The 15,852-nt window shown below is 47.7% G+C and carries 12 protein-coding genes and 3 tRNA genes; 12 read left to right on the forward strand and 3 right to left on the reverse strand.

Annotated features, from left to right (window positions below; all coding sequences use genetic code 11):
* Positions 1-24: 24 nt before the first annotated feature.
* A complete protein-coding gene (uvrB, locus tag ACUJFL_RS11765) occupies positions 25-2,040 on the reverse strand; it encodes an excinuclease ABC subunit UvrB (protein WP_445427584.1) in 2,016 nt (671 codons plus the stop codon).
* Positions 2,041-2,051: 11 nt separating this feature from the next.
* Positions 2,052-3,386 (reverse strand): MATE family efflux transporter, encoded by a 1,335-nt coding sequence (locus ACUJFL_RS11770; RefSeq protein WP_445427585.1) that lies wholly within the window; start codon positions 3,384-3,386, stop codon positions 2,052-2,054.
* Positions 3,387-3,926: 540 nt separating this feature from the next.
* On the opposite strand from ACUJFL_RS11770, the gene ACUJFL_RS11775 reads away from it, so the two are divergent.
* The 11 genes from ACUJFL_RS11775 (at position 3,927) to nth (ending at position 12,948) form a co-directional block, all read left to right on the forward strand.
* Positions 3,927-4,003 (forward strand) — tRNA-Asn (locus ACUJFL_RS11775).
* 29 nt (positions 4,004-4,032) lie between these two features.
* Positions 4,033-4,109 (forward strand) — tRNA-Asn (locus ACUJFL_RS11780).
* Between the two features lie 21 nt (positions 4,110-4,130).
* Positions 4,131-4,207 (forward strand) — tRNA-Asn (locus tag ACUJFL_RS11785).
* Between the two features lie 168 nt (positions 4,208-4,375).
* Positions 4,376-6,304 carry an EAL domain-containing protein gene (locus ACUJFL_RS11790; RefSeq protein WP_445427586.1) on the forward strand — a complete coding sequence of 643 codons (1,929 nt, stop codon included), beginning with the start codon at positions 4,376-4,378 and terminating at the stop codon, positions 6,302-6,304.
* A 139-nt stretch (positions 6,305-6,443) separates the two neighbouring features.
* Positions 6,444-7,028: an electron transport complex subunit RsxA gene (gene rsxA / locus ACUJFL_RS11795; RefSeq protein ID WP_226750049.1), complete on the forward strand. Its 585-nt coding sequence runs from the start codon at positions 6,444-6,446 to the stop codon at positions 7,026-7,028.
* On the forward strand, positions 7,025-7,576 hold the full coding sequence (gene rsxB / locus ACUJFL_RS11800; protein ID WP_226750050.1) for an electron transport complex subunit RsxB: 552 nt from the start codon (positions 7,025-7,027) through the stop codon (positions 7,574-7,576). Before rsxA ends, rsxB begins: the two co-directional genes overlap by 4 nt.
* A 7-nt stretch (positions 7,577-7,583) precedes the next feature.
* On the forward strand, positions 7,584-9,893 hold the full coding sequence (gene rsxC, locus ACUJFL_RS11805) for an electron transport complex subunit RsxC (protein ID WP_445427587.1): 2,310 nt from the start codon (positions 7,584-7,586) through the stop codon (positions 9,891-9,893).
* Positions 9,890-10,957 carry an electron transport complex subunit RsxD gene (gene rsxD, locus ACUJFL_RS11810; protein ID WP_445427588.1) on the forward strand — a complete coding sequence of 356 codons (1,068 nt, stop codon included), beginning with the start codon at positions 9,890-9,892 and terminating at the stop codon, positions 10,955-10,957. Before rsxC ends, rsxD begins: the two co-directional genes overlap by 4 nt.
* Complete coding sequence (gene rsxG / locus ACUJFL_RS11815; protein ID WP_445427589.1) at positions 10,954-11,583, forward strand: electron transport complex subunit RsxG; 630 nt, start codon at positions 10,954-10,956, stop codon at positions 11,581-11,583. Before rsxD ends, rsxG begins: the two co-directional genes overlap by 4 nt.
* Complete coding sequence (locus ACUJFL_RS11820; protein WP_306178301.1) at positions 11,580-12,275, forward strand: electron transport complex subunit E; 696 nt, start codon at positions 11,580-11,582, stop codon at positions 12,273-12,275. Before rsxG ends, ACUJFL_RS11820 begins: the two co-directional genes overlap by 4 nt.
* Before the next feature lie 13 nt (positions 12,276-12,288).
* On the forward strand, positions 12,289-12,948 hold the full coding sequence (gene nth, locus ACUJFL_RS11825) for an endonuclease III (protein WP_226750055.1): 660 nt from the start codon (positions 12,289-12,291) through the stop codon (positions 12,946-12,948).
* A 70-nt stretch (positions 12,949-13,018) separates the two neighbouring features.
* Here the strand turns inward: nth and ACUJFL_RS11830 are convergent, their stop codons facing one another.
* Complete coding sequence (locus ACUJFL_RS11830; RefSeq protein ID WP_445427590.1) at positions 13,019-13,417, reverse strand: MerR family transcriptional regulator; 399 nt, start codon at positions 13,415-13,417, stop codon at positions 13,019-13,021.
* Between the two features lie 120 nt (positions 13,418-13,537).
* On the opposite strand from ACUJFL_RS11830, the gene ACUJFL_RS11835 reads away from it, so the two are divergent.
* Positions 13,538-15,700 carry a TonB-dependent receptor domain-containing protein gene (locus tag ACUJFL_RS11835; protein ID WP_445427591.1) on the forward strand — a complete coding sequence of 721 codons (2,163 nt, stop codon included), beginning with the start codon at positions 13,538-13,540 and terminating at the stop codon, positions 15,698-15,700.
* Positions 15,701-15,852 lie beyond the last annotated feature (152 nt).

Here is a 15,852-nt window from a genome sequence, read left to right on the forward strand (position 1 = left end):
AACGATTGCGACAAACATAAGGGTTTAGCTTTCTGGTAATTCCAGTAAGCGCTGTTTGATTTTATGTACCTGATCACGCAGCGCTGCCGCTTGTTCAAACTCGAGATCCCGGGCATGTTGCAGCATTTTTTGTTCCAGCTGTTTAATTTCAGCCTGCATTTGATAAGGCGTTTTGCCTTTAAAGAACGCTTTCGTTTCAGCTACTTGGCGCAATACAATATTTTTGGTTTGTGGCGATTGCCCCAGATCCATCACATCGGCTACTTTCTTCAGAATCGCCTTGGGCGAAATACCATGCTCAGCGTTAAAGGCAAGTTGTTTATCGCGCCGACGATCCGTTTCATCAATCGCTTTGCGCATAGAATTGGTAATGCGATCAGCATATAAAATCGCCCGTCCTGCTAAGTTTCGCGCCGCACGACCTATGGTTTGAATTAACGAACGCTCTGAGCGTAAAAAACCTTCTTTATCTGCATCAAGAATGGCCACTAATGACACCTCAGGAATATCCAGACCTTCTCGCAGCAAATTGATACCCACCAAAACATCGAAGATCCCTAAGCGTAAATCACGAATAATTTCCATGCGCTCGACGGTATCGATATCAGAGTGTAAATAACGCACACGAATACCATGTTCACTTAAGTACTCGGTAAGATCTTCCGCCATCTTTTTGGTCAGGGTTGTCACCAGCACCCGCTCTTGTCGCGCAGCGCGCTGCATCGCTTCCGACATTAAATCATCAACTTGCGTCGCGACGGGGCGAATTTCAATAATCGGATCAACCAAGGCCGTTGGCCGCACCACCTGCTCAATCACTTCGCCATGAGAGTGTTCTAACTCATAAGCCGCCGGTGTGGCCGAGACATAGATGCGCTGCGGTGCGATCATTTCAAATTCTTCGAACTTCAGCGGCCGGTTATCTAGAGCAGATGGTAAGCGAAAGCCATAGTTAACCAAGTTTTCTTTCCGTGAGCGGTCGCCCTTATACATCGCGCCAATTTGCGAAATAGTGACGTGCGACTCGTCAATAAACATTAAACCATCGTCTGGAAAATATTCCAGTAAGGTCGGTGGTGGTGCACCATCACCACGGCCCGATAAATAGCGCGAATAGTTTTCAATACCCGAGCAATAGCCTAATTCAATCATCATTTCGATATCAAACTGCGTGCGCTGCGCTAAACGCTGCTCTTCAACCAGTTTATTGGCACTGAGTAACTGCTGACGACGCTCAGCAAGGTCAACCTTGATTTGCTCTACGGCTTTAAGAATCGTCTCCCTGGGTGTGACATAGTGCGTTTTAGGATAGATGGTATAGCGCGTCACAATTTTTTCCACCGCTCCGGTGAGCGGGTCGAATAAACTGATACGTTCAATTTCTTCATCAAATAATTCGATACGAACAGCAATCTCTTCCGACTCTGCCGGAAACACATCAATCACATCACCGCGTACCCGATAAGTGGCACGCTCAAAGGCCAAATCATTTCGGCTGTATTGCAGTTCGGCCAAGCGCCTTAAGATAAAGCGCTGGTCAATAATATCGCCTTGCTTTAAATGCAACAGCATTTGCATATAAGACTGCGGATCGCCCAAACCATAAATGGCCGACACCGATGCGATAATCACCACATCACGACGCTCCATCAGCGCTTTGGTCGCAGACAGGCGCATTTGCTCAATATGCTCATTTATCGACGCATCTTTTTCAATAAAGGTATCCGTCGAGGGTACATAGGCTTCAGGCTGATAATAATCATAATAAGACACAAAATATTCGACGGCATTATGCGGGAAAAACGCTTTCATCTCGCCGTAAAGCTGCGCGGCGAGTGTTTTATTGTGCGCCATAATTAGCGTCGGTCGGCCCACTTGAGCAATCACATTGGCCATCGTAAAGGTTTTACCTGAGCCGGTGACACCTAATAACGTTTGATGCGCTAGGCCACTTTCTAAGCCGCTGACCAACTTTTCGATCGCGCCAGGTTGATCGCCAGCCGGTTGATAATCTGATACCAGTTCAAAAGCACGTGACATGGTGTTTCCTATTACATATAGCGTTGCTGCACTCGGTTAAACCAATAATAAGCCACGGCAGCCGTGAGCAAATTAGCAAGAATGCATCCGATAAAAATGCCGACCACGCCAAACATAACGCCGCCAAGCCAAGCAAGGGGTACATAGCAAACAAACAAACGGATCACGCTAAGTACTACGGCTTTCGCCGGTAAATGCAACGCATTAAAAGAAGAATTGGTTAAAATGATGATGCCTTGTAAGCCATAAGCCAAAGGCATCAGCCAGATAAACCAACGTAAATAACTGGCGACTTGCGGATTATCCGTGAACATAGCGGCAATCGGATAAGCCAGTAGCGCTAAGATAAGATAAATACAGGCTTGCCAAAACATCACAAAACGACAACATAACTGATAAGCCTCTTTGACACGATCAAAACGCGATGCCCCAAAGTTTTGACTAATCACCGGTGGTAGGGTCATCGATAACGCTAACACCACTAACGAAGCAATACTTTCAATCCGTGCTCCCACACCAAAGGCCGCGACGGCTTCTGGACCATAAGATGCCATAATCGCCGTGAGAATCGCCATCGCCACCGGCGTGAGCATGTTGGCGCCCGCAGCCGGTAGACCAATATGCAAAATTTTACGACAGATCTGACGAAACAAACCCCAAGGTAATATCCAAGCCGTTAATAAACCGCGCTTAACACTGAGCCAATATAAAATAAACACAAAGCCAGCTAACCAAGAGATGACCGTCGCAATGGCAGCCCCACTGATCCCCATAGCAGGAATAGGGCCAATACCAAAAATCAGGATCGGATCCAAAATCGCATTAATCACACCGCTGCCGGCCATCACTAGACTGGGGATTTTTGTATCACCAGCTGCACGTAAAATGGCATTACCGACCATGGGTGTTACTAATAAAATCGACCCCGCCAGCCAAATCAGCATGTAGCGTTCAATATAAGCAAAGATCTCTGGCGTCGCCCCCAACAAAAAAAACAGCGGCTCTAACAAAAGATAGCCCAGCAAGGCGAGAATAGTGACTAAAATTGCCGACAGCCATAAAGCCGCTAAACTGTCGGCCCGCGCCGTGTCGGTTTGCCCTGCCCCCAGAGCTTTGGCAATAATGGCTGAAGTACCAATGCTTAAACCAATCGCTAAACTGATTAAGGTAAAGGTAACCGGAAAGGTAAAACTGATTGCCGCCAGTTGCTGAGTTCCTAGTAAGCTAATAAAAAAGGTATCGACCAGGTTAAAACTCATTAGCGTCAACATCCCGCCCATCACTGGCCAAGTCAGACGTTTTAATAAGGGAGCCATGCTGGCTGTTAACAGTGGATTCGTGCTCATCAAAGATAACTGCTTCTTACGATGTCAGAAAAGTCAGTCTCTATTGTAGAGAAAAGCGCGAGTCAGCACCATGCTCGTCGTCGAATAAGCCAAATTACCGGTTTAGTGGCATGAATGACCTGAAACTCACAAAAACAGTGCACAATGGCAAGCGGATCGGACAGGCAGTAAACAAAAACTGCACTTAAAAAGCACAATCCGCTCAAAAAATCATAAGAGACTGAAATTTAACACAAAAAATTTTTATCGCAAAGCTATTGACCACGATGAAATTAAGCAATGACAAGGCTTTGCTCGATTAAGCAACCAGTCATTCACAGAGTTATCCACAGCTTCCGTGGATAACTCTGTACAAGGCTTATTGGCTAAGGTGTTGCGGTCATTGCCATCTGAATGACCCGTCATCGTTCCTCGATTCGTATTGAAAATGTGCATTTTGGCGAAACTATATGCAAGTAAACCACTTCTGTAAAAATCAGCTCTGCAAAGTGTTGACAGTCTCCTAAGGTGGCATTAGTATTGCGCCCCGTTGAATGCTGTTCCCTAGTAGCTCAGTTGGTTAGAGCGGCGGACTGTTAATCCGTAGGTCACTGGTTCGAGTCCAGTCTGGGGAGCCAACAGCAATATTCAACGAATGTATCACCCTTCCCTAGTAGCTCAGTTGGTTAGAGCGGCGGACTGTTAATCCGTAGGTCACTGGTTCGAGTCCAGTCTGGGGAGCCAAATCTCTGCATACCTTTTTGTTCCCTAGTAGCTCAGTTGGTTAGAGCGGCGGACTGTTAATCCGTAGGTCACTGGTTCGAGTCCAGTCTGGGGAGCCACAATTTTTCTGTTATACTCCTTTTACCCCCTGTGTTTTATAATCTGACATTTGCGTGTTATTTATTTATTTTTAAAGATTTTTTTGCTTTAATAGGCACAGTGAGTTGCGTGATAAAAGCCACATTTGCGCTTTTATAATGGATGCAATATTGATTGGTGGTCTAGGAATGATGAAAAACTTTCGAACGTTACTTACAGCACAGTTAGTCTCTGCGACTCTGCTAGTAATTGTCTTGCTGGTTGGTTTCCTCTATTACGGCAAGAACCAACTCATTTTACAAGAAAATACAGCCAAACTTGCCATAGAACAAACCATCGCAACCCATGTTACCGCAGATGGTAAATCATTAAGCCGTCAACTAGACCGCAGCTTTAAATTAAAAAGCCTACAAGTCAGCCGTTTAGATGGCACCATTTTATATGAACAAAGCAATAATGCTTATCAAGCCAGCTTTATTAGTCAGCTTTTTGCGCTAGCCGGTAAAGTAGACGATACCGTGACCATCAAAGATGAACAACAAGACGTGCTGGTGCGTTATGAGTTAGATCACCGCGCCACCTTAAAAGGCATGCAATATTTTTTATTCGTGCTGGTTGGTAGCCCTTTCATTCTGTTTATGTTGCCAGTGCTCATTATCAAAAACAGTTTGCAACGCAAGTATCGTCGTATCTCTAGAGTGGTTAACGAGACCATCGAGGCGTTCTTATCAGACAATCAACAAACAAAAACAGAAAACAGTGAACTCCCTGCTGAGTTTTCTGAAATCAGTATTTCATTACGCAAGTTAACGCAATATACCCAGCAACAAGCTGAAAAAATGAAAGCTGATGCCCAACTGATTGCAGAAGAAGCCTATAAAGATGCAGTGACAGGTCTGCCGAACCGTAATCGCTTTGTGCAAAACTATGAAGAGCATTTTACTAATACCAGCCAAGCCAACTATGGTATTTTTGGTATTACCCGCTGTACCGAATTGCAAAGTATTAACCAAACCCGTGGCTTCCATGAGGGTGATCAATACATTAAAGAAGTGTCAGATATTCTTAAACGGGTAATAGCAACCTATCGCGATAGCAAATTATTCCGTTTAAATGGTTCTGACTTTGGTATTTTAATGCCCAAAGTGACACCTAAAGAAGCAGAAAACTTTGCCCTGCAATTACAAAGCCGCTTTAATGAGTTTCAAAAACTGTCTGAACTTGACTCGGTAGCCTACACCGGTTTAGTCAGCTATGAAAATGGCAAAGCCTTAGGTGAGTTATTGGCCAGTGCCGATACCTCTATCAGTTTAGCGCAAACTAAACAGCCGAATGCCTGGCACTTACAAAAAGAAAGCAGTGGCTTAGACAGTGCGGGTAACAGTTACGGCAATCAAAATTGGCGTAATGTGATTGACGATGTGATCGCAAATAATCGGTTAGCGTTATTAGTTCAACATATCATGCCGTCTTCGCGCGCAGCTAAAGCCTATTCCGAAATTCTGGTGCGCTTTAAAACGCATGAAGAGCAAACGCTGCCTACGGCTTCTTTCTTAGCCATGGCAGAGAAACTGGACAAAATTATTGCCATTGATCGTTTAATTGTTGAAACCTCTTTGACGACGATCAAAACCAAAAGCATGCATGACCAGTACTTTGGTATAAATCTTTCGCCACGCAGTGTGCATGATGATCAATTTGTGATCTGGTTAGAACGGCGCTTGCTAAAAGATGCCAATATTGCCGCTAAATTGGTGTTTGAAGTCAGCGAATTTGGTTTACAACAAAATCTGAAAACCAGTAAACGTTTTATCGACATGCTACATCGTGCCGGTTCACGTATTACCGTTGAGAAATTTGGTGTGGGTATTACCTCATTTAAATTCTTCCGCGATTTAAAACCCGATTATGTGAAAATGGATGGCAGCTACACCCGCCATATCAATGAAGATAAAAATAATCAGTATTTTATGCGTTTAATGATCGATTTAGCACACCGCATTGGTGTGGGTGTGTTTGCTGAAAGCGTTGAAACGCAGGAAGAAAAACACATGCTGGAATCGTTGTTTATTGACGGCAACCAAGGCTATTACATCGGCAAACCTAGCCCCATGTAATACCCCATGCCGTGTGGCGGCTGCCAGCAAAGTTTTACAGTTAAGGGCTTCTGCATAGCAAAAGCCCTTACTTTTATCAGGTTGTATGCCATACAGGCTAACGGCATAATACGCACTGAGAACCCTATAACGTAACCCTATGACTGAATTTTTATTACTCCTTGTAAGTACAGTATTGGTCAATAACTTTGTCCTGGTTAAATTTCTTGGGCTTTGTCCCTTTATGGGCGTGTCAGGCAAGTTAGAAACCGCCATTGGTATGTCTTTAGCGACCACCTTTGTACTGACACTGGCTTCTATCAGTAGCTATCTTGTTGACAGCTATGTACTCGCGCCGTTAGATCTATTGTATTTACGAACCCTGAGCTTTATTTTGGTGATTGCCGTGGTCGTGCAATTTACCGAAATGGTCGTGCACAAAACGAGTCCTAATTTATATCGGTTATTGGGCATCTTTTTACCGCTGATCACCACTAATTGTGCGGTATTAGGCGTGGCCTTATTAAATGTTAATGCACGGCATAATTTTATTAATTCCGCATTATATGGCTTTGGCGCTGCCGCTGGGTTTTCGTTAGTGTTGATCTTATTTGCCGCTATGCGTGAGCGTTTAGCTGCAGCCGATGTGCCGGTACCTTTTAAGGGTGCGGCCATTGCGATGATCACCGCAGGTTTAATGTCCCTGGCCTTTATGGGCTTTAGTGGCTTGGTGAAATCGGTATGACTATTATTACCGCACTCATCGCACTGGGTGTACTGGCGTTATTGTTCGGTGCTTTACTCGGCTATTCGGCTATTCGCTTTAAAGTGGAAAGCGACCCCTTGGTCGAGCAAATTGATGACATTTTACCGCAAACTCAGTGTGGCCAATGTGGCTATCCTGGCTGTCGCCCCTATGCAGAAGCAATTGCCAATGGCGATGACATTAACAAATGCCCTCCGGGTGGCGATGCCACTATAAAAAAACTGTCCGAGCTGATGGGCGTTGAAGCGAAACCGTTAAATGCTGCGCAAGAGCCTGCGGTAAAACGTGTGGCTTTTATTCGCGAAGATGAGTGCATTGGCTGTACCAAATGTATTCAAGCCTGCCCCGTCGATGCCATAGTTGGCGCGTCCAAATTAATGCATACCGTACTGGTTGATGAATGTACGGGCTGTGATCTGTGTGTTGAACCTTGCCCGGTTGATTGTATTGATATGATCCCTGTTCCGGTGACCGCTGAGCGCTGGAAATGGGATTTACAGGCAATCCCGGTAAAAGTGGTGGAGTAACCCAACGGTGCCAAGTTTATTTCAACAAATTCAAGCCGGCGCGCTATGGGACTTTCATGGTGGTGTGCATCCCCCTACGCGTAAAGCGGTAACCAGCGAAAAGCCGATCATTAGCATGTCGCTTCCAGAGCGGCTTTACATTCCACTACGCCAGCATATTGGTGTTGCGGGCCAATTGCTGGTGGGCGTAGGTGAGCGCGTGCTCAAAGGCCAAGCACTCACCGCTGCCGATAACTCCATGACGGTGCCCGTGCATGCGCCGACATCGGGGATGATTATCGCCATTACCGATCACACCAGCCCACATCCATCGGCCTTACCTGAAAGCGTCATCGTCATTGAGCCAGATGGCTTAGAAGAGTGGCGTGAGCGGGAGCCACTGAACTTTGCCACAGCGGATACCCAGACCCTTTTAGAGCGCATTCAAGACAGCGGTATTGCCGGTATGGGCGGTGCGGGCTTCCCCACTCATATTAAAGCGGGCTTGCACCAACCGGTCGATTATTTAATTATCAACGCCGTTGAATGCGAACCCTATATCACCGCTGATGATGCCCTGATGCAAGAAGCGCCAACGACCATCGTCAAAGGCATTGATATTCTGTGCAAGCTGCTCAACCCAAAAGCCGTATTAATTGGTATTGAAGCCGATAAGCCGATTGCGGCAGCCGGTATGCGCGCGGCATGTAGCCAACGCGAACATTACTATGTTCGAGAAGTGCCGGTTAAGTACCCCTCAGGCGGTGAAAAGCAACTGATCCAATTACTAACTAACAAAGAAGTGCCAGCGGGCCGTCGCCCTGCCGACATCGGTATTGTGATGCAGAATATCGGCACCGCCTTTGCTATCGCGCAAGCGGTGTTAGACGATCATCCGTTAATTTCGCGTATTGTTACCGTCACCGGGGAAACCTTGCAGCGGCCACAAAATGTGCAGGCGTTAATCGGCACACCTGTTGCGGCCTTATTAGATTTTTGTGGTTATCAGGCCGAACTGGAACAAAAAGTGATTATGGGCGGGCCGATGATGGGTTTTACCCTGCCCGACCTAGCCGTGCCCGTTGTAAAAACCACTAACTGCATTTTAGCGCCCAGCCTTACTGAATTACCCAACGCAGGGCCAGAATTAGATTGCATACGTTGTAGCGCTTGTGCTGATGCTTGCCCCGCTACGTTATTACCACAACAATTGCTGTGGTATAGCAAAGCCAAAGATCATGACAAACTCAAAGAGTATAATCTGGCCGATTGTATTGAATGCGGTGCCTGCGCTTACGTTTGCCCCAGTGAAATCCCATTAGTGCAGTATTACCGTATTGCCAAAGCCGATATCCGTGAGCAGCAGCGTGAAGCACTAAAAGCCGAACAAGCAAAAGCGCGTTTTGAAGCACGCAATGCCAGGCTGGAGGCGGAAAAACAAGCACGCCTGGCTAAAAATCAACAGCTGGCTGCGGCACGGCAACAGTCTCAACAACAAAATGCCGGCAGCAATACGGTTGCCGCAGCACTTGAGCGCATTAAAGCCAAACAGCAAAACGCTACCGAAACAGCACAGCGTTCGCATGCGGATATCGTGGCTGAACGCGAAGTGAAAAAACAACAAGCGCGTGCGTATCAAGCGCAACAAGCTGCGGCAGCACATACCGATGCCGAGTCTGGTGCGCAAAGTCAGTCAGCAAGCCAAAATCTCGACGCTACAGCAACCGATCCACGCCAAGCCGCAGTCGCAGCGGCTATTGCGCGAGCCAAAGCACGGCAACAACAACATACCACTGAGACTGCACAGAGCAGCGCAAGCGCACCAGTGGTAACTGACAGCCAAGCCACACAAAACCATGCGGATAAGGCATCAAGCCAAGACGATCCGCGTAAAGCCGCCGTTGCCGCCGCTTTAGCACGTGCCAAAGCGCGTAAACAGCAGCAGGGCGCTGAAGCTGAACAAAACAGCGCTTTAGAAAACAATGATGAGGCAGCCGCTAGCAGCGAGGCTGCCTCAGAAAACACGCCAAGCGAGGATGATCCGCGTAAAGCCGCTGTTGCCGCCGCTTTAGCACGTGCCAAAGCACGTAAACAGCAGCAGGGCGCTGAAGCTGAACAAAACAGCGCTTTAGAAAACAACGATGCGACAGCCGCTTGCAGCGAGGCTGCATCAGAAAACACGCCAAGCCAAGATGATCCGCGTAAAGCCGCGGTTGCCGCCGCTTTAGCACGCGCTAAAGCCCGTAAACAACAAGCCGCAGCCGATACGAGGTTTGCCTCTGAGCACGACGAGAATGCCCAGGCTGAATTAGCGAAAACAAAAGGTGACTCTGCATGAGTTTTAAAATTGCCAGTTCGCCGCATCATCACAATCGACGAAGTACGGCCAGCTTAATGCAGTTGGTAGCGATTGCCTGTATTCCAGGGATCGCCGTACAAGCCGTGTTTTTTGGCTATGGTGTGCTCGTGCAATTGGTGCTGGCGATTGCTACCGCCTGGTTGGCAGAGGCAATGATATTAAGCTTGCGCCATAAAGCCATCAGACCGCGCTTAATGGATCACAGTGCTTTAGTGACAGCCGTGTTGCTCGCTGTGGCTATCCCACCTTTTGCGCCTTGGTGGTTAATTGTTATTGGCACCGCTTTTGCCATCATCATGGTCAAACAACTGTATGGCGGTTTAGGGCATAATCTGTTTAATCCGGCCATGGCAGCCTATGTCATGTTATTAATATCCTTCCCGGTACAGATGACACAGTGGCTACCGCCTTTGCCCTTACAATCGGTAACCATCAGCCCATTAGATGCCATTTGTACCATCTTTACCCAATTTAGCTGCGGTGGCTTTAGTTTAAGCCAGATGCAACTTAGCGTGGATGGCATCACCTTAGCCACACCACTGGATACCCTACGTACTGATCTGGCTCAAGGCTTAACCTTAACCGAAAGCTGGCAGAAGCCAGTTTATCTAAGCTTTGCCGGCTCAGGCTGGTTATGGGTCAATTTAGCTTACCTTGCAGGAGGCTTATTTTTACTCCAGCAAAAAGTCATTACGTGGCGCATTCCGGTGGCAGTTCTGACCAGCTTGTTTGTGTTTACTATGTTGAGTTGGTTAGCATCACCGGATGCTTTTGCCAGCCCGCTGTTTCATTTATTTAGCGGTGGCACCATGTTAGCCGCCTTTTTCATCGCCACCGATCCTGTGTCGGCCTCTACCACCGATCGGGGGCGTTTGTGGTACGGGGCGTTAATTGGTCTGTTAATTTATTTAATCCGCAGCTTTGGCGGTTATCCTGACGCGATTGCTTTTGCGGTGTTACTGGCGAATATGTGTGTGCCGCTGATCGACTATTATACTCGTCCGCGTACCTATGGCCACAAAGCCAAAGGAGCAACCAAATGATCCGTATGGTCAGTAAAAATGCCTTAGCCCTAGCGTTGGTTGCGATTATTTGTGTGGTCATTTTAGGCAGTTTACATTTATTAACGCAGCCCAAAATTGCCGAGCAGCGTCGCTTAAGCCAACTGGCTATCCTCAGTGAAGTGTTACCTGAAGTACAGCAAACGCGGGCACTGTTGGCCAATTGTACGCTGGTTAATGCACCAGACGAGCTTGGCGGTAAGGCGCAGCGCGTGTATCGTTGGCAAGAAGATGACCAACTTCGTGCCTATGTACTTGATGTCACCGCTCCAGACGGTTACAGCGGTAATATTGAGCTTATTGTTGCCATTAGTCCAAGCGGTACCGTGCTAGGTACGCGCGTTTTAAACCATCAGGAAACACCGGGCTTAGGTGATAAAATTGAAACCAGACGCAGTAACTGGATCTACAGTTTCAGTGGCAAAGCCGCCACACCCGCTGAGGCTAAGCACTGGGCTGTTAAAAAAGATGGCGGCGATTTTGATCAATTTACGGGTGCAACCATTACGCCGCGCGCCGTGATTAACGCCGTGTATCGGGCCGCTAGCTATGTGCAGCAGCACCCTGAACTGGCCCATGCCGCCACAAATTGTGAGTTAACCCCATGAGCCTATTTAAAGAACTGACGCTACAAGGATTATGGAAAAACAACCCTGGCTTAGTGCAATTATTGGGGCTTTGCCCGTTGCTCGCGGTGACCAACACCGTAATCAATGCGCTAGGTTTAGGCTTGGCAACCTTGTTAGTGTTACTCGGCTCGAATATCGTGGTGTCGTCGATCCGTAGCCACGTGCCTAATGAAATTCGTATCCCGATTTTTGTGATGATTATCGCCACCTTTGTAACTGCCGTACAATTGCTGATGAATGCGTTTACCTTTGGTTTGTATCAATCCTTAGGTATTTTTATTCCGCTGATTGTCACCAACTGCGCCATTATTGGCCGGGCAGAAGCCTTTGCTTCAAAAAATGCAGTACTGCCCTCAGCGCTAGATGCACTGATGATGGGTTTAGGCTTTTTATTGGTGTTACTGGTGTTAGGCGCCATACGCGAAATCTTAGGCCAAGGCAGTTTATTTGCCGGGGCTGATCTATTGTTAGGCAGTTGGGCTAGCGGCTTGCATTTACAGTTATTTCAAAGCGATAGCCATTTTTTACTGGCTATTCTACCGCCAGGCGCTTTTATTGGTATGGGCTTACTTATCGCATTAAAAAATAGCATCGATCAGCATTACGCCAGTAAAAAAGTTGTCAATAAAGGGGATATTGCTCGGGCCCGCGTGACCGGCAGCCCACAATAACCAGAGCGATAGTATGAATAAACAAAAACGTATTGCCATGCTCACTCGGCTGCGCGAGGCCAATCCGCATCCGAAGACCGAACTTGAATACAGTTCACCCTTTGAGCTCCTTATTGCGGTATTGCTGTCGGCACAGGCGACCGATGTTGGCGTCAATAAAGCCACACGGCAGTTATTTCCAGTCGCACGCACCGCACAAGCCATGCTTGATCTGAATGTTGAGGGCGTAAAGCACTATATTAAAACCATCGGCTTGTTTAATACCAAGGCAGAAAATGTCATTAAAACCTGTCGAATTTTGGTTGAGCAGCATGGTGGTGAAGTACCGCAAAACCGCGCGGCCTTAGAAGCACTGCCAGGGGTGGGTCGCAAAACAGCCAATGTGGTGCTTAATACCGGTTTTGGTTTACTGAAAGACAACGAAGGCCATTATTTTATCGCGGTTGATACGCATATTCAGCGGGTTGCTAATCGCACCGGCTATGCCAAAGGCAACACCGTTGAGGCCACTGAACAGAGCATTATAAAAAACACCCCGCAAAAATCTGAATTTATGTTTGATCTGCATCACTGGTTGATCTTGCATGGTCGCTACACCTGCACCGCCAGAAAACCTCGCTGTGGTTCTTGTATTATTGAAGACCTTTGTGATTTCAAACAAAAAACAGAATAATTCATGTTTTATTCCGCCATTCAGGCTGCGCCAACTCCTTAGCACGCTGTGATGCGAGCGCTCAGTCAGATCATGCCCCGTCGGTGGCGCGCAGGCTTTGCAAAATGCAGCAGTCTTGGATCTGTTCGCTACGACACGAGGTGACCAGTGCCTCTAGCGTATGTTCTAACTTTGCCAGCTCGCGCTGAGTTTGTCGCACTCTGGCCAGTTGTTCGCTAATAATGCTGTCAACGGTGGCACATGACGCCTCAGGATCTCTCTGCACGGTAACCAACTGCTTGATATCGACAATTGAGATATTCAGCTCTCGACAACGACGGATAAAAACCAGTGTTTCTATATCTGCTGAATGGTAATACCGATAACCGTTGGCCTGCCGTACCGCTGTACTCAACAGGCCAATACTTTCATAGTAGCGAATGGTTTTTGCTGGGACCTGACTGGCTTCGGCCAGTTCACTAATTTTCATCTTGGCCTTCCAGTAACGGTAAGCTTTAAGCTGCAAGCTATCACAGCACAAGCTAATTTCAATAAAGCCGGTGATATTCTTGCAAAAATAGTCGTTTTTCTCGTTAGATAAGGTGATTAAATGTCCAAAATGACACCTGCAACCCTGTTGCTGTTATCGCTCAGTGTTCACGGTATTAGCCATGCAGCACAAGCCGCTGCTGCTGTTACAGCAGAGCATAATGCTCGTCAGCAGCCGCAGTCAGCCAAGCCTAAAGCTCACCCAGAGACGGCGCTGGCTCAACACCCTGACGAACACCATGACAGCCATGCAGCTGAACATGCAGACGAGCACCATGACAGCCATTCAGCTAAACACGCAGACGAGCATGAGCATGCCGACTCGCATACGGATGAGCATGAGCATCACGAGGATATTGAAAAAATCGTGGTACAGGCGACTCGCAGCGGACGCATTGCCGATGAGCAACCGATCCGTGTTGAGCTGATCAACCGTGAAGAAATTGAAGAAAAAGCGGCTATGCGCCCTGGCAATATCTCCATGCTGGTTGCCGAAACAGGTGGTGTGCGCGTGCAAACAACGTCACCTGCGCTGGGCAGTGCCAATATCCGCCTGCAAGGGCTATATGGCCGCTATACCCAACTGTTAGCCGATGGTTTACCGCTTTATGGCAATCAGGCCTCTTCGATTGGCCTGTTGCAAATACCACCAACGGATCTAAAACGCGTCGAAATTATTAAAGGCTCGGCCTCGTCTTTGTATGGCGGCTCAGCCATGGGAGGCGTGATTAATCTAGTCTCAAGAACCCCAGGGGATACACTTCAAGGTGAAGTATTATTCAATGCCACCAGCCGCGATGGCCAAGATATTACCAGCTACATTGAGACGCCACTGACAGCTCGTCTGCAAGGTTCGATAACTGCCGGCGCACACCATCAGGCCAGCACCGATGTGGATCAAGACGGCTGGATTGATCTGGCCGGTTATGAACGTTATACCGCAAGGCCCAGACTTTACTGGCAAGGTGAACAGGGTGCCACGCTATATGGCACGCTAGGCGTGATGTCTGAAAAACGTCAAGGCGGCACCATGCCCGGCAGCAGTGTCAGTGATGGCAACCCTTTTAACCAAAGCCAAGACTCCGAGCGACTGGATGGCGGCGTTGTCTTTAACCTGCCGGTGTTTGATAACCTGATCCTAAATAGCCGTGGCTCAGTCATGCAGCAACAACATTTACATCGATTTGGCGCGGTGCTAGAAGAGGATCAGCATGAGAGTTATTTGCTTGAATCCAGCCTCGCTGGCTACACGGCAAACAGTGACTGGGTGATAGGTGCCGCTTATCAAGCGGAGCAATTCACATCGCAAACCTTTCAACAATTTGATTATCACTACAGAGTACCGGGTTTATTTTCTCAATTTGATTATGCATTTAATGCGTTAATTAGCACCTCGTTAAGCGCCCGCTTGGAAAATCACAGTGAGTTTGGACACCAATTCAGCCCGAGAGTCTCACTGTTGTACCGCCCTGGCGATCTCACGGTTCGCGTGTCTTATGGCCGAGGCTACTTTGCCCCAACCCCTTTTGTCGAAGAGATTGATGCCGCCGGTTTATCCAGACTCGAAACCATTGATAACCTACGGGCCGAAACCGCGCAAACGGCGTCTTTGGATGTTACCTACAGCCATGAAAACATTGAAAGCAGCATCACGCTATTCGCGGCTAATATTGATGATGCTATTGGTTTAGCGCCGATAGCCACGGGCAATAATGGCGAGTTCAATGGCGTGCGCTTAGTTAATAATACGGGCGCCAGTAAAATCCGCGGCTCAGAGTTACTGCTGCGTTACTACTGGCAAGATATCAAGTTAACCGCCAGCTATCTCTATCTTGATGCCACCGAGCTCGAAGCTGATACCCTTCAACAGCGCAAAATTGCACTAACGCCCGAACATTCAGCAGGCTTTGTCGCCATGTGGGAGCAACATGGTCGTTTCAGAGCGGGCTTTGAAGCCTACTACACGGGTGTACAACGCTTAAACGACAACCCATTCACTGATTATTCAACGCCCTATTGGCACCTAGGCTTAATGGGAGAAATCACCGTGGGCCAATTTAGCTGGTTTGTGAATTTAGAAAACCTGCTCGATGTGAAGCAAACCGATCAACACCCAATGATCTTACCAAACCGAGCCGCGAGCGGTCAGTGGACAACGGATATTTGGTCGCGTAACGATGGCTTTATTGTTAATGCCGGCGTGAGGGTAAAGTTTAACGGTTAGACTTCAATACGCCTTGCGGTTCTTCTGCAAGGCGTTTTCACCTTAAGCGCTACCAGCACAACATCGATCCGCAGCTTGGCGAATAGCGGTCTCTTCATATAACAGATATGTTACTATCTGCTGTGCTTTGCCATAGCTCATCCGGGCGATGA

Source organism: Alishewanella sp. HL-SH05 (assembly GCF_052655985.1).